Here is a 21497-nt window from a genome sequence, read left to right on the forward strand (position 1 = left end):
GACAGGGCCGTCCACGACCCCAAAGCGCTATCCGGAGATGTTTCAATAGGGAATCTGCTGTTCCGACTCGTGCACCAGTTGTGCATAGAGTGCGTGGCGCTGCGCGGAGATTCGCCCGTCGGCGACCGCTTCGAGAATGGCGCAGCCGGGCTCTTTCAGGTGATGGCAGTTGTAGAACCGGCATCCTGTCAGTAGCGGGCGGAACTCGGGAAATGCCCGCTCCAGCGCGCCTTCCTTGAGGTGGTGCAGACCGAACTCCTGAAAGCCCGGCGAATCGATGAGCAATCCGCCGTCCGGCAAATGAAAGATGCGGGTGAACGTGGTCGTGTGCTTGCCGGAATTGAGCACGGTGGAAATCTCGCGCGTCGCGGCATCCGCATCGGGGACGACCAGGTTGACGAGGCTCGATTTCCCCATGCCCGATTGCCCAAGCAACAGGGACGCCTGGTGCGCGAGGCGCGGCAGCAGCAGGGCGGTTGCCGTCTCCGGGTCGGCACGTACGGACAGCTCGAGGACTTCGTAGCCGAGGGCGCGATAGGGCGCCAGACGCTCGCGTGCGGCGGGCAACGCGAGCGTCACATCGGTCTTGTTGAGCACGATCAGCGGACGCAACGCATTGGCCTCCGCGGCAACCAGTGCACGGCCGAGCAGGTCCTCGCTGAAGTACGGTTCGGTCGCCAGCATGATGACCAACTGGTCGATGTTGGCCGCGAAGAGCTTGCTCTTGAATTGGTCCGAGCGATAAAGCAAATTGCGCCGCGGAAGAATTTCCTCGATCACGCCCTGGTCGCCCGTGCGTGCCCAGGCGACTTCGTCGCCGACCGCGATTTCGCTCTTCTTGCCGCGCGGAAAGCACAGCACCGTTTCGCCGTCATCCGCTTCCACGACATAGTGGCGGCCGTGAGCCGCCGCCACACGGCCGAGACGTCGTTCCGTCGCCGTCGTCTCGACTGGCGAGGCCTTGCCCTTGAACCCGCGCTTCATGCGTGCCCCAGCAGTCGGTCGATGCGTTGCGACGCCGGGGGGTGCGAATAGTAGAACGCGGTGTAGACCGGGTCGGGCGTGAGCGTCGACGCATTGTCCTGATACAGCTTCACGAGCGCGTTGACCAGATCACCGGCCTGTGTCTGGCTCGCGGCGAAGGCGTCCGCCTCGAACTCGTGCTTGCGCGAAGTCAGGCTGTTCAGCGGACTGGCGAAGAAGCCGAACACCGGCAGCACGAGGAAGAACAGGATCAGGGCCAGGGCGTTGTTGTTGCCGGTCATCGAGGGCATTACGCCGAGGTCCGTATAGAACCAGGTGCGACCGGCCAGCCAGCCCAGCAGTGCCAGGAACACCAGCGAAAGGGCGAAGGCGACGATCAGGCGCTTGGTGATGTGGCGACGCTTGAAGTGTCCGAGCTCGTGAGCGAGTACCGCCTCGATCTCCGCCGGCGACAGACGTTCGATCAACGTGTCGAAGAAGACGATGCGCTTGGTTCGGCCGAATCCGCTGAAGTAGGCGTTGCCGTGCGCCGAACGTTTCGACCCGTCCATCACGAACAGACCGCGCGCCGCAAAGCCGCAACGCTTCATCAGGCCCTCGATGCGCTGTGCCAGCGAGGCGTCCGTGAGCGGCTCGAACTTGTTGAACATCGGCGCAATCACGTGCGGGAAGATGAACTGGACGAAGAGGTTGAAGGCGACCCAGACGACCCACGTGTACAGCCACCACATGGGGCCGGCGCGGTCCATGAGCCAGAGCACCACGAACAACAGCGGCAGGCCGAGCACCACGCCGACGGCCGTGCCCTTGAGCATGTCGGCAATGAACAGACCCAGCGACATGCGGTTGAAGCCGAAGCGCTGCTCGATGACGAACTGTCGCACATACGTGAACGGCAGGTCCACGATGCCGGAGATCAACAGGACGGCGGCGATCAGCGCGATCTGGCCGACATAGCCTTCGCCGAGCCACGCGGAGATGCCGGCATGCAGCAGGTTCAGCCCGCCCAGCAGCGTGAACGCCACGAGCAGTACCGCCTGCGCGAAGATCTCCGCCATGCCCAGGCGCGTGCGCGCCACGGTATAGTCGGCCGCGCGCTGGTGGTCGGTCAGCGTGATCGTGTCGGCGAACCGCTCGGGTACCGCCGCCCGATGGGCGACCACGTGGCGGACCTGACGGGCCGCGAGCCAGAGCTTGGTCATGACCATCGCCAGCAGGAAGATCACGAAGAGATAAGTGAACATGCGCTTTTGGGGAATCTGAAGTATGCGAGAATTATAAGTTCTTTCGACCGGCGAGGCGCCGTGCCGGTCGTCCATCGATCTGTTTTCCAGAGTCTTCCGATCATGTCCGTTATCCCATCCCAGAATCCCACGCCCGCCGATGCCGAAACGACGCTCGCGCGCGCCGAGTTCAATTTGGTCTGGCTCGATATGGAAATGACCGGCTTGCAGCCCGACAGCGACCGGATCATCGAAGTTGCGGTGGTCGTGACCGATTCGGCGCTCACGCGGCGCATCGAAGGGCCGGTATTCGCCATTCATCAGTCGGACGCCGTGCTCGATGGCATGGACGACTGGAACAAGTCGACTCACGGCCGCTCGGGCCTGATCGATCGCGTGAAGGCATCGACCATCGACGAAGCGTCGGCCGAAGTCCAACTGATCGAGTTCCTGTCCCGGTACGTGCCGCCGAACAAGTCGCCGATGTGCGGCAACTCCATCTGCCAGGATCGTCGCTTCATGGCGCGTTACATGCCCAGGCTCGAGGCCTTCTTCCATTACCGGAACCTGGACGTCAGCACGCTCAAGGAGCTGTGCCGCCGCTGGGAACCGACGGTCTACAAGGGCTTCACCAAGCGGGCCGCCCACACGGCGCTGGCCGACATCCACGAATCCATCGACGAACTGGTCTATTACCGCGAGCACTTCCTGAAGACTGCCGTGCCCGGCGCCCCGGATGTTCCGGTGGCCAACCCGGACTGAGTCCTGCCAGGACACAAAAAAACGCCAGCGATCCCGCTGGCGTTTTGCATGAAAGCGCCGCGCGATTCGATCGCGCGGCCGGCAGGCAGTCCCGACGCGCGAGATCAGGCCGATTTCGGCGCCCGAATGGCGTTTTTCGGACGGAATGCCTTGCACACCGCATCATCGGTTTCGATGTACGGGCCGCCGATGAGATCGATGCAGTAGGGCACGGCGGCAAAAATGCCGGGCACGATCGGCTTGCCGTCGGCGTCGCGCAGCCCTTCGAGCGTTTCCTTGATCGATTTGGGCTGTCCGGGCAGGTTGATGATGAGCGCGGCATGCGCCGGCGTCTCGCGAATCACGGCGACCTGGCGCGACAGAATCGCGGTCGGGACGAAACGCAGGCTGATCTGGCGCATCTGTTCGCCGAACCCCGGCATTTCCTTCGTGCCCGCGCGCAGCGTGGCCTCGGGTGTGACGTCGCGCCGCGCCGGTCCGGTGCCGCCGGTCGTGAGCACCAGATCGCACTGCCTCGTGTCGACAAGTTCGATCAGGGTGGCCGTGATGCCGTCGGCGTCGTCGGGGATCAGGCGGGTCTCGGCCACCCACGGCGACGTGAGCGCGGTGCCGAGCCAAGCCTGAAGCGCCGGGATGCCCTGATCTTCATAAGTGCCCTGGCTCGCCCGATCGCTGATCGACACGAGGCCGACGCGAAGTTCGTCCGGATGGGAGCGCGCAACCATCAGTCTTCCTCGCGGGTTGGGAATTCCGGCAGATCGCTTTGCGCGTCGTCCGAAGTTTCGGTGTCGGCCGTACCGGTCCCCAGCAAATCCTTGAGTGCCTGGAACAGCTCGCGGAACGCCTTGGGCGGCTTCTGCGCCGCCTGTTCGCGCCGGGCATTGCGAATGAGCGTGCGCAGTTGCTGGGCGTCGGCACCCGGGTGCTGGGCGACCAGCTCGGTAAGCGCCTCGTCCTTGGCGAGCAGCCGCTCGCGCCAGCGTTCCAGCGCGTGCAGCTTGGCCGTTTCCGCCTTCGAGACCCCTTTGATGACGTCGAGGGCTTGCCTGATGGCCTGGACTTCGGACTCGTGCAGGGTGCGCATCTGCTTGCCGACGTACTGCAATTGCCGGCGGCGGCCTTCGTGCGCGGTGATCTTGCGGCAGTCGCGCACCGCCTGTTCGAGATTTTCGGGCATCGGCACGCGCGCGAGCGCGTCCTTGGCCAGGTTGACCAGTTCCTCGCCGAGATCCTGCAAGGCATGCGACTCGCGCTTGCGCTGGGATTTGCTCGGGCCTTCGTCGGCAAGCTCGCTGTGGGCGATACGGTTAAAGCGTTGAATGTGCGTCATGGGCGCTATTGTAGCGCGGCGCGCGGCGTCCAAATAGTTACCCGGCCTGTGCACGACGGCGCGCAACTCGCGCTAAGATGGCGGTTCCTAATCAGCCACTGACCGAATCGCGCCGATGTCCCAAGCGACCCAGCACTTCACGCATACCCAGGATCAACTCAAGGAAATCGTCAGCGACGTATTGCAGTACGCCCGTTCGCTCGGCGCCACCGACGCGGCGGCCGAGATCTCCGAGGGCGACGGGCTGTCGGTCTCGGTGCGACGCGGCAAGGTCGAGACCATCGAGCGCAATCGCGACAAGCTGGTGGGCGTCTCGGTCTTCATCGGCCAGCGACGCGGCAACGCCAGTACGTCGGACTTCTCGCGCAAGGCGCTGCACGACACCGTCGACGCGGCGTTCAACATCGCCCGCTTCACGGCCGAGGACGACTGCGCGGGCCTCGCCGAGGCCGAACTGCTCGAGATGCATCCGCAGGACCTGTCGCTGTTCCATCCGTGGGATATCACCGCCGACGAAGCCGTGGAGCTGGCGCGACGCGCCGAGAAGGCGGCGCTCGACGTGAGCCCGCTCATCCGCAATTCGGAAGGCGCCGGCGTATCGGCGCAGCACTCCCAGTTCATGCTGGGCACGACGCAGGGCTTCCTGTCGGGCTATCCGTATTCGCGTCACTACCTGTCGGTCTCGCCGATCGCGGGTTCGGGCAGCCACATGCAGCGCGACGACTGGTATTCGTCCAAACGCGCTGCCAGCGACCTCGCGTCGCCCGAAGCGGTTGGCCGCTACGCCGCCGAGCGCGCGCTGGCGCGTCTGCATGCCCGCAAGCTTTCCACCCGGAAATGTGCCGTTCTGTTTGAAGCACCGCTCGCGGCAGGCCTGCTCGGCGCCTTTGTGCAGGGCGTGAGCGGCGGGGCGCTCTACCGCAAGGCGACATTCCTCGTCGACACGCTCGGCAAGCCGGTGTTTGCCGATCACGTGGGCATTCACGAGGATCCGCACGTCCCGCGCGCCATGGGCAGTGCGCCTTACGACGAGGAGGGCGTGAAGACGCGCGCGCGCGACGTGGTGCGCGACGGCGTTGTCCAGGGATACTTCCTGTCGACCTATTCCGCGCGCAAGCTCGGCATGCAGACGACCGGCAACGCAGGCGGATCGCACAACCTGCGCATGTTCAGCAAGCTGACCGCGCCGACCGACGACTTCCGTGCCATGCTGCGCAAGCTGGGCACGGGCCTGCTCGTGACCGAGCTCATGGGACAGGGGGTGAATTACGTCACCGGCGACTATTCCCGGGGTGCCTCGGGCTTCTGGGTCGAAAACGGCGAGATTCAGTTTCCGGTGGAGGAGATCACGCTGGCCGGCAATCTGAACGACATGTTCCGGCAGATCGTGGCCATTGGCGCCGACGCGCTCGTGCGCGGAACCAAGGAAGTCGGGTCAATCCTGATTGAACAAATGACCATCGCCGGTCATTGATGCTGCAAAAGTCGATTTCGGCGCCATAAACACGTTGCATTTATGCGCCAGAACGGGGCAAAACCCCATTTGTCGTGTCCGTTGCAAGCAGTTTGCGTTATGCTTAGGGGTTTTCTTAAGCTACGGCTTAAGAGTGGATGCGGTGGTTAGGGTAATGGGCGCGCTCATAAGGCGCGCCTTCTCATAACTAGAGACTAGGTATTGGAGGAAGAGGACTCATGAAAAGCACCATGACCAAGTTGCTGAGCGCACTTGTCGCCACGGGGATGGTGGCCGCGGCTCACGCAGCCGATCTGAAGATCGGCGTGGCCGAAGCGCTGTCGGGCGGCGCTGCGCAGTACGGCGCGGCAATCAAGAACGGTTTCCAGCTTGCCGCCGACGAAATCAACGCCGCGGGCGGCATCAACGGCAACAAGCTCGTGCTGCAGATCGAAGACGAGCAGGGCAAGAAGGAAGAAGCGATCAACGTCTTCAAGAAGCTGATCTTCCAGGACAAGGTGCTCATGGTCTTCGGCCCGACGCTGTCGAACTCGGCACAGGCGGCCGATCCGATCGCCCAGGCGGGCAAGACGGTGGCGTTCGGCACTTCGAATACGGCTGACGGCATCACGTCGATCGGCGACTACATCTTCCGCAACTCGGTGACCGAAGCCGACGTGCTGCCCGAGACGATCAAGGTCGCGGCCAAGCACACCGGCATCAAGAAGGTGGCCGTGCTCTATGGTAACGACGACGTCTTTACCAAGAGCGGTTACGACAACTTCAAGAAGGCGCTCGCCGACCTGAAGATCCCGGTCACGACGACCGAGACGTTCGCCAAGGGCGATGTGGACTTCAAGGCGCAGCTCACGAAGATCAAGGCAAGCAATCCCGACGCCATCGTGCTGTCGGCCCTGATCGCCGAAGGTGCGCCGATCATGGTGCAGGCCCGTCAACTGGGCATCAACGTGCCGTTCATCGGCGGCAACGGCATGAACTCGGTCAAGGTGTTCGACCTGGCCAAGGGCAGCTCGGACGGCCTGTGGGTGGGTAGCCCGTGGTCGATCGAGAACGGCTCGCCGGCCAACACGAAGTTCATCGGTGCCTACAAGGCCAAGTACAACGTGGCTCCTGACCAGTTTGCCGCGCAGGCCTACGACGCGATGTACATCGCCGCCGGTGCGATCAAGAACGTGAAGATTTCGGGCAACCTGGAAGCCGACCGCAAGGCGCTGCGCGACGCACTGCCGAAGGTCACGCATGACGGCGCGACGGGCAAGTTCGCTTTCCGTCAGGCCATGGGCAAGAACGGCAAGCCGGCCGGCTACGATGCGCAACAGGCACCGATCGTCAGCGTGACGAAGGGTGGCAAGTACGTCATCGAGAAGTAAGCAGCCCGGCAGTACTTGAAGAAGTCCGCATGGGCGTAGGGCCGAAAGGCGCTACGCCCATCGGCGTTTCTGGCGCACACCGCACCCCCGCGCGGCGCACGCCTTTGTCCCTCAGGCTGGAATACACACCATGCTGGAACAGCAACTCGTCAACGCGCTCTCCCTCGGGTGCGTGTACGCCTTGTTCGCGCTCGGGTTCACACTCGTGTTCGGCATCCTCGGCGTCATCAATCTTTCGCACGGCGCGGTTTTCATGGTCGGCGCCTACGCCGCCCTGCAGGCTGTGGTACGTCTACACCTGCCGCTGTGGGCGGCCATCGTCACCGCGGTGATCGTCGCGGGCCTGCTCGGCCTGCTCATCGACGTGCTGGTGCTCAAACCGCTGCGCAAGCGCGGCGCGCCTCACCTGATTCCGATGATCGCCACCATCGGCGTGGGCATTTTGATCAACAACGGTGTGCAGGGCATCTTCGGCGCCGAGAACCTGCGTTTTCCTTACGACGTCGTGTCGCAGGACACCCTGACGGTGGCAGGCGTGCACATGACCGTGCTCGAGCTCGCGATCATCTTCATCTCGTTCGCGCTCATGGCGGTGCTGATCACCACGATCAAGAAGACGCAACTTGGGCGCGCGCTGCGCGCCATTGCCGAATCACCGAAGGCGGCGTACCTGCTCGGCATCAACGTCGAGGGTCTGTTCCTGGCCACGTCATTTGCGGCGGCGGGCCTGGGGGGCATGGCGGGGGTGCTGATCGGACTGTATTCGAATGCGGTATTCCCGCTCATGGGGCAGCCGATGCTGCACAAGGGGATCGCGGTGATCATTCTGGGCGGCATGGGCGACATTCGCGGCGCGATGATCGGCGGCCTGTTCCTCGGCTTTGCCGAGGTGCTCTCGGTGGCCTACATCGGCTCGAACATGCGCGACGCCGTGGCGTTCGGCCTGCTGTTCCTGATCCTGCTGGTGCGTCCGCAGGGGTTGTTCGGCAAAGTGCTCGAACGCAAAGCGTAATCACGGGGGCGCAATGGACTGGTTCAATAATTTCTGGGCGGTTTACAGCAATCTGGTGCTGACTCTGGGCACCAATGCGCTGCTGGCCCTGTCGATTTATCTCACCCTCTCGTGCGGCATGCTGGCCATGGCCAACGCCGCGTTCATGGGCATCGGTGCATACACCGCCGCGTTGCTCACGATGAACTACGAGACGTCGTTTGCCGTGTCGCTCGCGGGCGGCATGGCCGCACCCGCAATCGTGGCCTTCATCATCGGCAAGCCGACGCTGCGCCTGTCCGGCGTATATCTGGCGATGGCAACGCTTGGCTTCGGCGAAGTCGTGCGCGTGCTCATCCTGAACACGGAGGACCTGACCGGCGGCGCGCTGGGCCTGAACGGCATTCCGCAGCTCACGCAGTGGTGGCACGTCGCCGGTGCGGTGGTGATCACGCTCGCGGTCCTGTGGCGCCTGCGCCGCTCGAAGGTGGGCCGTGCGTTCGAGGCCATCAAGGAAGATGAAACGGCGGCGGGTCTCATGGGGATCAACGTTACCGGCTACAAGATGCTCGCCTTCGTGCTGGGCGCCGTGCTGGCCGGTCTGGCGGGCGCGCTCAATGCGCATCTGACGTTCTTCATCGGGCCAAACGAGTTTGGCTTCGATCGTGGCGTCGAAATTCTGACGATGGCCATTCTCGGTGGTATCAATGGCCTGGTGGGCCCGGTGCTCGGCAGCACCATTCTCACGCTGCTGCCCGAGTTGCTGCGTGCGTTCAATGACTTCCGTCTTGTGGTCAACGGCCTGATCCTGGTGCTGATCGTGCTGTTTCTGCCCAAGGGTATCTGGGATCCGATGCGTTTTCGCCGTTGGTTCCGTGCCGGCAAGGCGCGCTCGGCCTCTTCCACGTAAGCGGACAGGGGACACGACATGCTCAAGCTTTCCAACATTTCCAAGCGTTTCGGCGGTCTTCACGTGCTGCAGGACGTGAACATCGAAGTGCCGCAGGGCACCATCTTCGGGCTGATCGGCCCGAACGGTGCCGGCAAGACGACCGTATTCAACCTGATCACCGGGCTGTTGCAGCCCACGGGCGGCAGCATCACGTTCGACGGCGAGAGTCTCGTGGGTGAGAAGCCGCACCGGATCACGCAGCGCGGAATTGCGCGCACGTTCCAGAACATCCGCATCTTCAAGGAGATGACGCTCATCGAGAACGTGGTGGTCGGCATGCATCGCCATCTCTCCTACGGACCCGCCGGTTTGCTGCTCTCGCTGCCGGGGTTCCGCGACATGGAAAAGCGTTCGCGTGAGCGCGCGCATGAGCTGCTCTCCTGGGTCAAGCTCGACCATAAGGCGTACGACATTGCCGACAACCTGTCGTATGGCGATCAGCGCAAGCTCGAACTGGCGCGCGCGCTGGCGACGGAGCCCAAGCTGTTGTTGCTCGACGAGCCGGTCGCCGGCATGAATACGGGCGAGAAGGTCGATCTCATGAGCGAGATCGAGAACATCAAGGCGCGCGGTTACACGATCTTCATGATCGAGCATGACATGCGCTTCGTGATGGGCCTGTGCGAGCGGATCGCGGTGCTCAACTTCGGGCGCATCATCGCCGAGGGCAATCCCAACGAGATCAAGAACAACCCGCAAGTTATCGAAGCCTATCTCGGGCGCGATGACGACGACGATGTGGCCGCACTGGCGGCCGGCGCGGAGGACAAGGCATGAGCGCGCTGCTCGAAGTGAAGGGTCTGAAGGTCGCCTATGGGCATATCGAGGCGGTCAAGGGTGTCGATTTTGCGCTGCGCGAGCATGAGATTACCTCGCTCGTGGGCGCCAACGGGGCGGGTAAGTCGACCACGCTGCTCGCATTGTCCGGTCTCATCCGGAAGCAGGCGGGATCGATCCTGTTCGAGGGCGAAGAGATCGGTGGGCTGGCGCCGAACAAGATCGTGCAGCGTGGCCTGGTGCAGGTTGCCGAGGGGCGCGCCACGCTCACGACCATGAGCGTGCGCGAGAACCTGGAACTGGGTGCGTACACGCGTCGTGACAAGCAGAACGTGAAGCCGGACCTGGACAAGGTGCTCGAGCGATTCCCGCGCCTCGCGGAACGGATCGACCAGATGGCGGGTAACCTGTCGGGCGGGGAGCAGCAGATGCTGGCGATCGGTCGCGCGCTGATGGCCCGCCCGCGTTTGCTGCTGCTCGACGAGCCGTCGATGGGGCTGGCGCCGATCATCGTGCAGGGCATCTTCAATACGCTCAAGGAGATCAATGCCGATGGGCTGACCATCTTCCTGGTGGAGCAAAACGTGCGGCAGGCGCTGAAGATTGCCCAGCACGGCTACGTGCTGGAGACGGGCAAGGTCGTGCTCGACGACACGGGGCGGAATCTGCTCGGCAACCCTCGCGTGCTGGAGGCGTACCTGGGCGGGTGATCTCCGATCGAGTGGCCGGCGGTTTTCGCATGGCAACTCGCTGACGCAACCCAACGCAAGCGCGTCGACCCACCTGGGAGCAGGGGGCGGCGCGCTTTGCTTTTGTAAGCGTGGCGCTTGTCCTGCGACGCGATTCCCGGACGGGGGGGCGTCGCGAGAACGAAGACCATGAGGCGAGCGGCGCCATCGGCGGGTGCCCACACCGTCTCGGCGGTTGGCATTCACCAGCAATTGGTGCATCCTTCCCGAATCATCGGTCCCGATCGGGACTCGATTGCGTTGCGTAGAAGCGTGTCATTCCAACCACTATCCAGACACCGACCCGCGGCGGGCAGGAGGGGCCTTCATGGACGGCTTTCTGATGCAGCGAGCGTCGCGCGGGCAGCGGGCGCTGGCCGGCTGCCTGGCGATCGTCGTTTTCGCCGCCCTGATACTGGCCGCGCCCAATGCCACGATGGCGTTGCCCGCGGTGGCGCCTTTTCTCCCGATGTGCGGCCTGACCGTTTTCACGACCGCCTCCATCGCCGCGTTCCTGCTTGGCGCCCAGTTCCAGGTCAATCGCTGGCCAGCGTTTGGTTGGCTGGCCGGCGCCTATGCCTTCATGGCACTGACCGTCGCCATGCAACTGCTCACCTATCCCGGCCTGTTCGCCCCACAGGGCCTATTGGCCGCGCATCCGACGACATCGGGCTGGATCTGGGTCTTCTGGCACGCCGGGTTCCCCCTGCTCGTGCTGATCGCGATGATCGCGCGGCATCGCTTCACGCCGCAGGTCGTCACCCCATTGCCATCGGCCGGACGCGCCGTCTGGATCCATGTCGGCCTGCCGGTCGCCGTGGGCATATTGCTATGCCTGACGGCGCTGGCGGTGCCGCTGCCGCCGGCGTTGACGCCCGCAAGCGTGCCGGGCGCGTTCTCCGCCAGCGGCGCGGGCGTCGTGCTGCTCGCGGTCAACCTCGTGGCGCTGGGCGCCGTGCTCGCGCTCGGACGCCTGCGAACGGTGCTTGACTTGTGGGTGGCGCTCGCGGTACTCGCCTGTGTGACGGACACCGTGCTCAGCCTGATGAGCACCGTCAAGTTCTCGCTGGGATGGTATCTCGCGCGTCTGTTCAGCATGTCGGCGCCGGGCGTGCTCGTATGCGTGCTGGTATGGGAGGTCACGCGCCTGTATCGTGAGCTCACGCGTGCCCATCTGCGCCTGATCGAATACAGCAACCGCGACGCATTGACCGGCATCTTCAATCGTCGCTACTTCAACGAACGCTTCCCGCGCGAGTTCGAACAGGCACGCCGCTCGGGGCACCCCTTGTCGATTCTCATGGTCGACGTCGATCACTTCAAACGCTACAACGACGAATTCGGACACGTCGTGGGTGACGAGTGTCTCGCGCAAGTGGCGCTGGCCCTGCTGCGGGCAACGCATCGGCCCGCCGACATGGTGGCTCGCTACGGCGGTGAGGAATTCGTCATCGTGCTGCCCGAAACGGACGCGGACGGCGCGGGTTTCGTGGCAAAACGCGTGGCGCAAAGCGTGCGTGCGCTGGCCAAACCCTGCACAGGGCCGACGGGGCTCGTCACGGTCAGCATCGGTTGCGCGACGCACGTGCCAGCACAGGGGGCGCTCAATGACACGCCGGAGCGTCTCGTTTGTGTTGCGGACGAGGCCCTGTACACGGCGAAACGCCTGGGCCGCGATCGCGTGTTCGTCTCGCGCGCCATGTCGACGTCCGTGGCCGGTCCGTTTGAAGCGGGGACGGCCGCGCCGCACGAAAATCTCAGCGCCTGAACGCGCGAGCGGGGCCGCGAAGCGCGGAGCGGGGCGTGGGAAGTGGGGAAAGCGGGGGAAGCGGGGGGAGTGGGGGGAGCGGGGGAAGCAGAAAAACGGGAACGCCCCGGATCGCGTCGGCGCGCGAGCGTGGCGCGCGCCGGGATGTCAGATCCGCTCGTAGGTCACGAACGCGTAATCGAAGTCGTTGGGGGCAGGGGAGTGATGCGTCTCGCGCGCCGTTTCGCGCCACTGCGTCGCAGGCAGGTCGGGAAAGTGCGCGTCACCCTCGAAGGCCCTGGCGATTTCCGTCACCACCACCTTGTCGGCACTCGGCAGGGCCTCCCTGTACAACTGCGCGCCGCCGATGAGGCAAATTTCCTCGGCCCCCACGCACAGGCGCATCGCGTCGATCAGCGAGCCGACCACGTCGCAACCTTCGATCGTCAGCGCCGGGTTGCGCGAGACCACGATGTTGCGGCGACCGGGCAGCGGACGTCCGATCGAGTCGTAGGTCTTGCGACCCATCACGATCGGCTTGCCGAGCGTGGTGCGCTTGAAGTGGGCAAGATCCTCGGGCAGGCGCCACGGCAATTGATTGTCGCGCCCGATCACGCCGTTCTCGGCGCGGGCGACGACCAGCGTCAGTATCGTCATACGGCCACCGGCGCCTTGATGTGCGGATGCGCTTCGTATCCTGTGATCTGGAAGTCCTCGAAGCGATAGTCGAAGATCGAATCGGGCTTGCGGGCAATCTCGAGTCGGGGCAATGGGAACGGCTCACGCGCGAGCTGCGTATTCACTTGCTCGAGGTGATTGTTGTAGAGATGGCAATCTCCGCCGGTCCAGATGAAGTCGCCCACGTCCAGCCCGGTCTGCTGCGCCATCATGTGCGTGAGCAGGGCGTAGCTGGCGATGTTGAACGGTACGCCAAGGAAGATGTCGGCGCTGCGCTGATACAACTGGCAAGACAGCTTGCCGTCCGCGACGTAGAACTGGAAGAATGCGTGGCAAGGCGGCAGCGCCATGCGCGGAATCTCGCCCACGTTCCAGGCCGAGACGATCAGGCGACGCGAGTCCGGCGTCTGGCGAATCTGGTCGACCAGCTGCGTGATCTGGTCGATGTGACCGCCGTCCGGCGTCGGCCACGAGCGCCATTGCGCCCCGTAGACCGGACCGAGTTCACCGTCGGCATCGGCCCATTCGTTCCAGATCGATACCCCGTTTTCCTGGAGATAGCGCACGTTCGTGCTGCCCTGCAGGAACCAGAGGAGTTCGTGCACGATGGACTTGATGTGCACCTTCTTGGTGGTGACGAGCGGGAAGCCTTCCTGCAGGTCGAAGCGCATCTGATAACCGAATACCGAGCGCGTGCCCGTGCCCGTGCGGTCGGTCTTGTCTGTGCCATGTTCGAGTACATGGCGCATGAAGTCGAGGTACTGTTTCATAGGCCCATCCGTTTTGGCGGATTCTACCAGCCTCTGCGCGCCGGCGTGCTGCGCGGCACGTCACGCGTGCGTCACGAGCGCGGTGCGCGCCCCGCCATGGCGCCCCAGGCCCTTCAGACGGTGGCGTCCCGCGTGGTGAAGGCGACCGGGTGCTGCACCGTCAGGCGAAGCCCCACCCGCTCGCCGGGCGCATGTGTCAGTTCGCCGTCGACGCGGGCCACGACTTCGCGGCCCGACGCCAATCGCAGCGTGTAAAGCTGGTCGGCGCCACGAAAGGCGCGCCGCACCAGCGTGCCTTCGAATGGACTGGCCGGATCGTGGGAAACGTCGTCGGCGCGCAGCAGCACGTCGACATCGACCGGATACGCGCCCTTCGGCGCGCTGCGCAGCAACTTGTCGGCCATCGACGGCGGGATCGCGATTTCGCCGAGTTCGAGCGCGATGCCGCCACCGTCGGCATTGCCCCGGAAGGTGCCCGGGATCAGCGCGCCGCGCCCGATGAAATCGGCTACCACGCGATTGGCCGGTGTGCGCCACAGTTCCCGGGCGGGCGACCACTGGGCGATCGCGCCCGCATGCATCACGCCGATGCGATCGGCCATGGCGAACGCTTCGTGCTGGTCGTGCGTGACGAGGATCGCCGTCGCGCCGCTCGCGCGAATGATCTCGCGCACCTCCACCGCCAGGCGTTCGCGCAGATCGAGATCGAGATTCGAGAACGGCTCGTCGAGCAGCAACAGCGCCGGCGACGGCGCCAGTGCGCGGGCCAGTGCCACCCGCTGCTGCTGCCCGCCCGACAATTCATGGGGATACTTGCGCAACGCCCCGGCCAGCCCGACGCGCTCGGCCAGCATCTCCACGCGAGCTTCGCGCTCGGCGCGCGGCAGGCGCGTGAGTCCGAAGCCGATGTTCTGCGCGACGCTCAGGTGCGGAAAGAGCGCGTAGTCCTGAAACACCACGCCGACGTGGCGCCGCTCCGGCGGCGCGCTCGTCTGCGCGTTGGCCACTTCGTGCCCGTCGAGCACGATGCGCCCGCCCGCCAGCGGCTCGAAGCCGCACACGGCGCGAAGCACGGTCGTCTTGCCGCAGCCCGAGGGGCCGAGCAGACAACCGATCTCACCGCGCGCGAGCGACAGCGACAGATCGCGCACGGCGGTGTGGGTGCGGCCGGCGGTGTCGTAATTCACCGAGATATGGTCAAGCAACAGATAAGGCAGCGGCATGGGCGTGAAAGCGGGAGAGGCAGATGCTCGACAGGGCGGGCCGACGTGTCGGAAATCCGGCGGGGCACTTTCCGTACCTCACCGCGTCAGAGTCACAATTGCGAATGCGTATAATTTACATCGCTTTAGACCGATGAGTCTGCGCCGGTTCCCGTCAGGCGATGCCAAACGGCGACGCAAGGTTCGGCAAGGTTCGAATTGCCGGGCCCGCGTCAGGTGTTAGGCCTTCGCGCGCCGTGCCCCGATCAACGTTTTCCACTACCGAATTGCCGATGTCATCGACGCCTGTGTCACGCGCCGCCTCCGAGCCTGTCTCCGCCGATTGTCCTGCCGTTCCCTCGGAAGGGGCGGCGCCGATCGCGGCCTCGCCAATGCGCGTGTCGCCTCTCGCACCGCATCGGCGTGCGCGACATGGGGCGGGTCAATGGACGTGGCGGCTGGTGGCATGGGGCGCCGCGCTGATCGTGCTCGTGCCGATGATCGGCATCGTGGCGGCGCTCGGGACGGGCGATGCCGACACGCGGGCCGTACTGACCCATATGCTCGACACGGTGCTGCCGGAGTACGCCCTGAACTCGCTGCGCATTTCACTCGCCGTCAGCACGGGCGTGCTGGCGATGGGCGTGGCGAGTGCCTGGCTGGTGGTGCACTACGCGTTTCCCGGGCGGCGCGTACTCGAATGGGCGTTGATCCTTCCGCTGGCAATGCCCGCCTACGTCACCGCGTACGCCTACACCGACTTTCTCCAGTTCGCCGGGCCGGTGCAAAGTGTCTTGCGTCGGTGGCTGGCCGTCGATCGCGTTGCATGGTTCCCCGAGGTGCGCTCGTGGTACGGGGCGGCCTGGGTCTTCGCCGGCGCGTTCTACCCCTACGTGTACCTGCTGGCGCGTACGGCGTTCCTCGAGCACAGCCAGCGCTTCTTCGAAGCCGCGCGAACCCTGGGCTGCACACCGGCGCAGGCCTTCGTGCGGGTGGCGTTGCCGCTGGCGCGACCGGCCTTGGTCGCCGGCGTGGCGCTGGTGCTCATGGAGACGCTGGCCGACTATGGCGCGGTGGCGTACTTCGGCGTGCCCACCTTCACCACGGGCATTTACCGCGCCTGGCTTTCGATGGGCGACCGTGTGGCGGCCGCGCAGCTCTCGGCCTGCCTGCTGCTCGCGGTGCTCGTTCTGCTGATCGCGGAGGCACGCAGCCGGGCAAGGCTTAGGTACTACGGGACGCCCGGCCGGGCGCCGACGACCATGCGCCGCACCCGGCTGCGCGGCGCGCGGGCCGCGCTCGCCACCGTCGTTTGCGCGTTGCCGCTGGTCATCGGCTTCGTGCTGCCGGCGTTCATCATGCTGCGGCTGGCGGTGTCCGAACTCGATCAGGTGCCCTGGCCCCGTTATGGCGAATGGGTCTACAACACCGTGCGTCTGGCGGCGGTCGCCGCGCTGGTCGCCAGCGTCTTTGCCGTGGTGCTGGGCTACGCGAAGCGGCTGGCGCCGGGACGTGTCACGCGAATCGCCGTGCGCCTTGTGAGCGTGGGATACGCGATACCGGGCGCGGTCATCGCGCTGGGCATCCTCACGCCGGTGCTGCACCTCGACACCTGGCTCGGCAACATGTTCGGTGCCAACGGCCTGGTCCTCGCAGGCACGGGCGGCGTGTTGATCTACGCCTATCTCGTGCGTTTCCTGCCGGCGGCGCTGCAAAGCGTCGATGCCGGATTCGCACGCATTGCGCCGAATCTCGACGCGAGCGCCCGCAGCCTCGGCGTGGGCGGTTGGTCGATGCTGCGTCGCGTGCATCTGCCGCTGCTGCGCGGGAGCGTGCTGACCGCGGCGCTGCTGGTCTTCGTCGATGTCATGAAGGAGCTGCCTGCCACGCTCGCACTGCGCCCCTTCAACATGGACACGCTCGCGGTCGTCACTAACCATCTCGCCGCCGACGAGCGGCTCGCCGAGGCCGCCGTGCCGGCCCTCACGCTCGTGCTGGTCGGTCTGCTGCCAGTACTGGTGCTCGCGCGCGCGATCGCCCGACGTTCCTGACCCGCCAGACCCACAGCCCGACCGGCGGCGCGCACGTTGTCGCTGTCGTTTCCGGAAACGATTGGGAGTTGCCGCCCCGATAGCGCCGCACTATAGTCAAATCAGACCCGGCGACGAAACCGGGATATCCGAGCGGCGACAAAATGATTGCGATCATCATTTGCAAATGTTGGCTGTTCATGGCCTTGGCGTCGGCACCGCCGCCGGAGGTATCGTTCAACACGGCGGACGGGGGCTGGAGCACCGTACTGCTCGCGGGGGCGATGCGCTAGCGGTGGTCCTGGGAGGGACCGGCACAGGCACGATACGTCGACACGGGCGCAAGACGCCCGATGGTGGCGTGCAACCTGTCGGGCTGAAGTCGGATTCGTGTCACCGGGCGCCGAGGGCGCCTTCCTCCTGAGCCGTTGCACGAGGCGGATGCCGTCGGCGGCGCTCGTCCTTATGGTGTTCGGTGGTGTTTTCCTGTGTCGTCGGGTGCGGCGCCGCGTGGCGTTTTTGCCACACACGTCGCAATTTCGCTGTCAATGCAGTGCCTCCGGGAGACAGGCATGGCGCTATGGCGGATCGATCTGGTGTCGCTGCGGCTGTTCGTGGCGGTGTGTGAGGAAAGCAGCATCGCGCGCGCGGCCGAGCGCGAGTTCATCGCGCCTTCCGCGGTCAGCAAGCGGATCAACGACCTGGAATCACTGGTGGGGTCGGCGCTGCTGCAACGCCATAAATGGGGGGTGCGCGCCACGCCCGCCGGCGAAGCGCTGCTGCACCACGCGCGCAACGTGCTGCGCAGTCTCGAGAAGATGCAGGGCGATCTGTCCGAATACACCAGCGGGGTGCGCGGCCACATCCGCATCTTCGCCAACGTGTCGTCCATCGTGGAGACGCTGCCCGACGAACTCGGTGCGTTCCTGCGCCGGCACGAAGGCGTGAAGGTCGATCTCGAAGAGCACACCAGCGCGCAGGTCGTGCGCGGGGTCGCCGACGGCGCCACCGACATCGGCATCTGCTGGGACGCCGTGGACACCCGCGACGTCGAAGTCTTTCCCTACCGCCACGACCAGATCGTCACCGTGCTCCACCGCGATCACGCGCTGGCCGGCGCTGCCCAACTCGCCTTTGCGGAGACGCTCGACTACGACCACGTCGGCGTGCATCCGGACAGCGCCATGTACACCGTGCTGCGGCGTCTGGCCGCCGAGCAGGGCAAGACCGTGAAGTTCCGCATCCACGTCTCGACCTTCGAAGCGGTGTGTCGCATGGTGCGCGCCAACCTCGGTCTGGCGGTGGTCCCGCGCGAGGCGGTGGGCATCTACTCGCAGGTGACGGACGGGGAGGCGCTGAGTATCGTGCCGCTTACCGACCCGTGGGCGCAGCGTCGGCTGATTGTGTGCGTGCGACGCTACGACGCTTTGCCGGTAGCCTCGCGCATGCTGGTCGATCACTTGTGCGCGCGTAACGTAACCGACGGAGCAAATGTGCCGCACGAGCCCACCCGATGACGGCACGAGCGGTCGGGCGACGTAACCCGACCCTTGCAGTCCTCGCCCGGGTGCGGGGGCGCGAAGCGTCACCGAGACGGTCGAAGGGTTTGCGGCGGGGGTTGGGCGACGCATCGAGCAAAGGCGTCGAGGCGGCAGGCGTGCTTCGAGACATCGCGAACGGCGATGCGTGGCATGCCGAAACACAACTTGTCGCCCCGGCATCGCGCGGCGATGCTTTCGAGGCCGATAGCGATTCCGGCCGGCGAGCCGGAGCGCGCCTGTGTCCCGCATCGGGCGGGAGGAGACACGCGATGAGACAAGCCGACACGCGCCGTGTGCGCGATGCCGTGGGACGACTGATCCTCGTTCTCACGCTGATGGTGTTGGGCCTCGTGGCATTGAGCCTGAGTCCCGGCGCGCCTGCCGCGACAGCCGCGTCCGCTGGGTCCGCCGCGTCGGTACAGCCGCTGGAGAAGCCGAAGATCACCATCGCCGTGGGCGGCAAGCCCGGGCTCTATTACTTGCCGCTGACCATCGCCGAACAACTTGGCTACTTCCGGGACGAAGGCCTGGAGGTGACCATCGACGACTTCGCCGGTGGCTCGAAAGCCTTGCAGGCCGTGGTGGGCGGCAGCGCCGACGTGGGCGCCGGCGCGTTCGAACATACGCTGCTCATGCAGACCAAGGGCCTGACGTATCAGGCGTTCGTGGTGCTGGGCGCGGCGCCGCAACTGGTGCTGGGTGTGGTCAAGGCCAAGGCGGGCGAAGTGAAGTCGGTCAAGGATCTGAAGGGCATGCGCGTCGGCGTGAGCGCCCCGGGCTCGAGCACGCACATGCTCGTCAATGTCGCCCTGGCCAAGGCGGGACTCAAGCCGGGCGACGTGTCGATCGTGGGCGTCGGGAGCAACGCAACGGTGGTCGCCGCCGCGCGCGGCGGGCAGGTTGATGCCGTCTCGAACGTCGATCCGATGATCACGCTGCTGCAAGAGTCGGGGGATCTCAAGGTGCTCGTCGACACGCGCACTCAGGCGGGCACGCGCGCCGTGTTCGGCGGCCCGATGCCGGCCGCCGTGATGTACGCGCCGCAGGGCTTCATCCAGAAGTATCCGCACACGGTGCAGGCACTCGCCAATGCGATCGTGCGCGCGGACAAATGGCTCCAGCACGCGTCGGCGGCCGATCTGATCAAGACCGTGCCGGAATCGTATTTGCTCGGCAATCAGGCGCTCTACCTGAAGGCGTTTGCCAACTGCCGCGAGGCGTTCTCGCCCGACGGCATGATGCCCGCCGGCGGCCCGGCCACGGCGCTCAAGGCGTTGGCCTCGTTTTCGCCCGAAGTCAAACCGTCGCAGATCCGGCTGGGCGACACCTGGACCAATACCTTCGCCGTGCAGGCGAATCGCCAGTATCCCTGAGCATCGGTCCACGAACGGAGGTTTGAATTCGGGGCCGGGACAGAGGTGGCTGAGCCGTCCGGCCACGGTGGCGGCGAGTGCCCCGGCAGGGCACATCGCCGGATTCGATCAACCGCGGCGCGGCGGATTCCCGTCGCACCCCGCGAGCGTGCCGGACCGGGTGCACCGTGAGGCGTCGCATACGGGTTGGGGAGGATAGGCGATGCAGGACGCGTCCCCTGCGGCACCGATGCCATTGAAGGGCATTCGTGTCGTGGAGTTTTCCCATATGGTCATGGGACCCACGTGCGGCATGGTGCTCGGCGACCTCGGCGCCGACGTCATCAAGGTGGAACCGGTCGGCGGCGATGCGACGCGGGGTCTGCTTGGGACCGGTGCCGGCTTCTTCCGCGCGTTCAACCGCAACAAACGCAGCCTTGCCGTGGACGTGACACGGCCGCAGGGACGCGAGCTGATCCTGCGTCTGGCGGCCAGGGCGGACGTACTGACCGAGAACTTCAAACCCGGCCGCATGCGTCGGATCGGACTGGATTACGCCACGCTTTCGCGCCTGAATCCGGCGCTGGTCTATGTTTCGCTCAAGGGCTTTCTGTCGGGGCCGTATGCGGGGCGTACGGCGCTCGACGAGGTCGTGCAGATGATGGCAGGGCTGGCGTACATGACAGGGCCGCCCGGGCAGCCGCTGCGCGCCGGGGCGTCGGTCAACGACATCATGGGGGGCGTGTTCGGTGCGCTCGCGGCGCTCGCGGCGCTCTACGAGCGCAAGGGCACCGGACGCGGGCAGGAAGTGCAGGGTGCACTCTTCGAGAATTGCGTGCTGCTCGCCGCGCAGCACATGCAGCAGTTCGCCGTCACCGGCGTGGCGCCCGATCCGATGCCGGCGCGGGTCTCGGCGTGGGGCATCTACGACGTCTTCGCCGCGCGCGACGGTGTGCAGATCTTTCTGGCCGTGGTGAGCGATTCGCAGTGGCGGATTTTTTGCGACGTGTTCGGCCGTCACGATCTGGCCGAGGACGCGCGGCTCGCCACCAACAACGACCGGGTGCTGGCGCGAGACTGGCTGTTGCCGTTGCTGCGCGAGATGATGCAGGGCTTCGACGCCGACTATCTGGCGGCGGCGTTCGAGCGCCACGGCCTGCCGTTCGCGCCGATCGTCAAGCCGCAGGCGTTGTTCGACGATCCTCATCTGCTCGCGAGCGGCGGTCTGGGCGATCTGGTGACGGAGCACGGCGAGCACACGCGCGTGCCGCTGCTGCCGATCGCGATGGCGGGCCAGCGACTGCCGGCGCGCCGAGCGCTGCCCGCGACCGGGGAGCACACCGCCGAAATTCTGCGCGAGCTGGGATACCTCGACAGCCAGATCGCCCGACTGTTCGACGAGGGGGTGGTGGCCGGGCCCGCGCACCCATCAACACCGCGAGACGCCGGCGACGCGGGTGACGCCGGTGACGCCAACGAGGCGGGCAAGGAGGGCGGGGAGGGCGGGGAGGGCGACGGCGCAGGTCCCGTTTTGTGAGAAGTCAACGCTGGGCCGCGCGCAATCGGCATTTTCCGAACGAAAGCGG

At 65.6% G+C, this 21497-nt stretch carries 19 protein-coding genes; 12 read left to right on the forward strand and 7 right to left on the reverse strand.

What is annotated here, in order from left to right:
* Positions 1-42: 42 nt before the first annotated feature.
* On the reverse strand, positions 43-984 hold the full coding sequence (gene rsgA, locus W930_RS0100720; protein WP_023596772.1) for a ribosome small subunit-dependent GTPase A: 942 nt from the start codon (positions 982-984) through the stop codon (positions 43-45).
* On the reverse strand, positions 981-2228 hold the full coding sequence (locus tag W930_RS0100725; RefSeq protein ID WP_023873773.1) for a M48 family metallopeptidase: 1248 nt from the start codon (positions 2226-2228) through the stop codon (positions 981-983). The genes rsgA and W930_RS0100725 overlap by 4 nt, the downstream gene beginning before the upstream one ends.
* 102 nt (positions 2229-2330) lie before the next feature.
* On the opposite strand from W930_RS0100725, the gene orn reads away from it, so the two are divergent.
* A complete protein-coding gene (gene orn / locus W930_RS0100730) occupies positions 2331-2969 on the forward strand; it encodes an oligoribonuclease (protein WP_023873774.1) in 639 nt (212 codons plus the stop codon).
* 104 nt (positions 2970-3073) lie between these two features.
* Here the strand turns inward: orn and mog are convergent, their stop codons facing one another.
* Both mog and yjgA read right to left on the reverse strand, forming a co-directional pair.
* Complete coding sequence (gene mog / locus W930_RS0100735; protein WP_023596769.1) at positions 3074-3694, reverse strand: molybdopterin adenylyltransferase; 621 nt, start codon at positions 3692-3694, stop codon at positions 3074-3076.
* Positions 3694-4299 (reverse strand): ribosome biogenesis factor YjgA, encoded by a 606-nt coding sequence (yjgA, locus tag W930_RS0100740; RefSeq protein WP_023596768.1) that lies wholly within the window; start codon positions 4297-4299, stop codon positions 3694-3696. Before yjgA ends, mog begins: the two co-directional genes overlap by 1 nt.
* A gap of 115 nt (positions 4300-4414) precedes the next feature.
* On the opposite strand from yjgA, the gene pmbA reads away from it, so the two are divergent.
* The 7 genes from pmbA to W930_RS25480 all read left to right on the forward strand — a co-directional run bounded on the left by pmbA (position 4415) and on the right by W930_RS25480 (position 12359).
* Positions 4415-5773, forward strand: coding sequence for a metalloprotease PmbA (gene pmbA, locus W930_RS0100745; protein ID WP_023873778.1), 1359 nt, complete (start codon positions 4415-4417; stop codon positions 5771-5773).
* A gap of 218 nt (positions 5774-5991) precedes the next feature.
* The gene (locus tag W930_RS0100750; protein WP_023596766.1) at positions 5992-7143 is read left to right on the forward strand and encodes an ABC transporter substrate-binding protein; all 1152 of its coding nucleotides are present in this window, start codon (positions 5992-5994) and stop codon (positions 7141-7143) included.
* Positions 7144-7273: 130 nt separating this feature from the next.
* On the forward strand, positions 7274-8155 hold the full coding sequence (locus tag W930_RS0100755; RefSeq protein ID WP_023596765.1) for a branched-chain amino acid ABC transporter permease: 882 nt from the start codon (positions 7274-7276) through the stop codon (positions 8153-8155).
* Positions 8156-8168: 13 nt separating this feature from the next.
* Positions 8169-9044: a branched-chain amino acid ABC transporter permease gene (locus W930_RS0100760; protein ID WP_023596764.1), complete on the forward strand. Its 876-nt coding sequence runs from the start codon at positions 8169-8171 to the stop codon at positions 9042-9044.
* A gap of 18 nt (positions 9045-9062) precedes the next feature.
* A complete protein-coding gene (locus W930_RS0100765) occupies positions 9063-9863 on the forward strand; it encodes an ABC transporter ATP-binding protein (RefSeq protein WP_023596763.1) in 801 nt (266 codons plus the stop codon).
* Positions 9860-10573: an ABC transporter ATP-binding protein gene (locus W930_RS0100770; RefSeq protein WP_023596762.1), complete on the forward strand. Its 714-nt coding sequence runs from the start codon at positions 9860-9862 to the stop codon at positions 10571-10573. The genes W930_RS0100765 and W930_RS0100770 overlap by 4 nt, the downstream gene beginning before the upstream one ends.
* A 346-nt stretch (positions 10574-10919) precedes the next feature.
* On the forward strand, positions 10920-12359 hold the full coding sequence (locus W930_RS25480) for a sensor domain-containing diguanylate cyclase (RefSeq protein WP_023596761.1): 1440 nt from the start codon (positions 10920-10922) through the stop codon (positions 12357-12359).
* Positions 12360-12506: 147 nt separating this feature from the next.
* Here W930_RS25480 and W930_RS0100780 read toward each other — a convergent pair whose 3' ends face one another.
* The 3 genes from W930_RS0100780 to W930_RS0100790 form a co-directional block, all read right to left on the reverse strand.
* The gene (locus W930_RS0100780) at positions 12507-12995 is read right to left on the reverse strand and encodes a dihydrofolate reductase (protein ID WP_023873779.1); all 489 of its coding nucleotides are present in this window, start codon (positions 12993-12995) and stop codon (positions 12507-12509) included.
* On the reverse strand, positions 12992-13786 hold the full coding sequence (locus W930_RS0100785) for a thymidylate synthase (RefSeq protein WP_023596759.1): 795 nt from the start codon (positions 13784-13786) through the stop codon (positions 12992-12994). Before W930_RS0100785 ends, W930_RS0100780 begins: the two co-directional genes overlap by 4 nt.
* A gap of 113 nt (positions 13787-13899) precedes the next feature.
* Complete coding sequence (locus W930_RS0100790) at positions 13900-15009, reverse strand: ABC transporter ATP-binding protein (protein ID WP_023596758.1); 1110 nt, start codon at positions 15007-15009, stop codon at positions 13900-13902.
* 371 nt (positions 15010-15380) lie between these two features.
* Here W930_RS0100790 and W930_RS0100795 point away from each other — a divergent pair, with 371 nt between their 5' ends.
* From W930_RS0100795 to W930_RS25490, 4 genes are all read left to right on the forward strand, one after another.
* Positions 15381-17039, forward strand: coding sequence for an iron ABC transporter permease (locus W930_RS0100795; RefSeq protein ID WP_023596757.1), 1659 nt, complete (start codon positions 15381-15383; stop codon positions 17037-17039).
* 551 nt (positions 17040-17590) lie between these two features.
* A complete protein-coding gene (locus W930_RS25485) occupies positions 17591-18535 on the forward strand; it encodes a LysR family transcriptional regulator (protein WP_023596755.1) in 945 nt (314 codons plus the stop codon).
* Positions 18536-18894: 359 nt separating this feature from the next.
* Positions 18895-19932 (forward strand): ABC transporter substrate-binding protein, encoded by a 1038-nt coding sequence (locus W930_RS0100810; protein ID WP_051399346.1) that lies wholly within the window; start codon positions 18895-18897, stop codon positions 19930-19932.
* A 202-nt stretch (positions 19933-20134) separates the two neighbouring features.
* Positions 20135-21448: a CaiB/BaiF CoA-transferase family protein gene (locus tag W930_RS25490; RefSeq protein ID WP_023873783.1), complete on the forward strand. Its 1314-nt coding sequence runs from the start codon at positions 20135-20137 to the stop codon at positions 21446-21448.
* Positions 21449-21497 lie beyond the last annotated feature (49 nt).

It is taken from the genome of Pandoraea sp. E26 (assembly GCF_000681415.1).
Lineage (GTDB): Bacteria > Pseudomonadota > Gammaproteobacteria > Burkholderiales > Burkholderiaceae > Pandoraea > Pandoraea pnomenusa.

Coding starts and splice junctions, on each gene's coding strand:
- W930_RS0100755 (WP_023596765.1), top strand. CDS start 7,274: ATGCTGGAACAGCAACTCGTCAACGCGCTCTCCCTCGGGTGCGTGTAC.
- W930_RS0100795 (WP_023596757.1), top strand. CDS start 15,381: ATGCGCGTGTCGCCTCTCGCACCGCATCGGCGTGCGCGACATGGGGCG.
- W930_RS0100790 (WP_023596758.1), bottom strand. CDS start 15,009: ATGCCGCTGCCTTATCTGTTGCTTGACCATATCTCGGTGAATTACGAC.
- W930_RS0100760 (WP_023596764.1), top strand. CDS start 8,169: ATGGACTGGTTCAATAATTTCTGGGCGGTTTACAGCAATCTGGTGCTG.
- W930_RS25480 (WP_023596761.1), top strand. CDS start 10,920: ATGGACGGCTTTCTGATGCAGCGAGCGTCGCGCGGGCAGCGGGCGCTG.
- yjgA (WP_023596768.1), bottom strand. CDS start 4,299: ATGACGCACATTCAACGCTTTAACCGTATCGCCCACAGCGAGCTTGCC.
- orn (WP_023873774.1), top strand. CDS start 2,331: ATGTCCGTTATCCCATCCCAGAATCCCACGCCCGCCGATGCCGAAACG.
- W930_RS0100725 (WP_023873773.1), bottom strand. CDS start 2,228: ATGTTCACTTATCTCTTCGTGATCTTCCTGCTGGCGATGGTCATGACC.
- W930_RS25490 (WP_023873783.1), top strand. CDS start 20,135: ATGCAGGACGCGTCCCCTGCGGCACCGATGCCATTGAAGGGCATTCGT.
- W930_RS25485 (WP_023596755.1), top strand. CDS start 17,591: ATGGCGCTATGGCGGATCGATCTGGTGTCGCTGCGGCTGTTCGTGGCG.
- W930_RS0100785 (WP_023596759.1), bottom strand. CDS start 13,786: ATGAAACAGTACCTCGACTTCATGCGCCATGTACTCGAACATGGCACA.
- mog (WP_023596769.1), bottom strand. CDS start 3,694: ATGGTTGCGCGCTCCCATCCGGACGAACTTCGCGTCGGCCTCGTGTCG.
- W930_RS0100770 (WP_023596762.1), top strand. CDS start 9,860: ATGAGCGCGCTGCTCGAAGTGAAGGGTCTGAAGGTCGCCTATGGGCAT.
- pmbA (WP_023873778.1), top strand. CDS start 4,415: ATGTCCCAAGCGACCCAGCACTTCACGCATACCCAGGATCAACTCAAG.
- W930_RS0100765 (WP_023596763.1), top strand. CDS start 9,063: ATGCTCAAGCTTTCCAACATTTCCAAGCGTTTCGGCGGTCTTCACGTG.
- W930_RS0100780 (WP_023873779.1), bottom strand. CDS start 12,995: ATGACGATACTGACGCTGGTCGTCGCCCGCGCCGAGAACGGCGTGATC.
- rsgA (WP_023596772.1), bottom strand. CDS start 984: ATGAAGCGCGGGTTCAAGGGCAAGGCCTCGCCAGTCGAGACGACGGCG.
- W930_RS0100750 (WP_023596766.1), top strand. CDS start 5,992: ATGAAAAGCACCATGACCAAGTTGCTGAGCGCACTTGTCGCCACGGGG.
- W930_RS0100810 (WP_051399346.1), top strand. CDS start 18,895: ATGGTGTTGGGCCTCGTGGCATTGAGCCTGAGTCCCGGCGCGCCTGCC.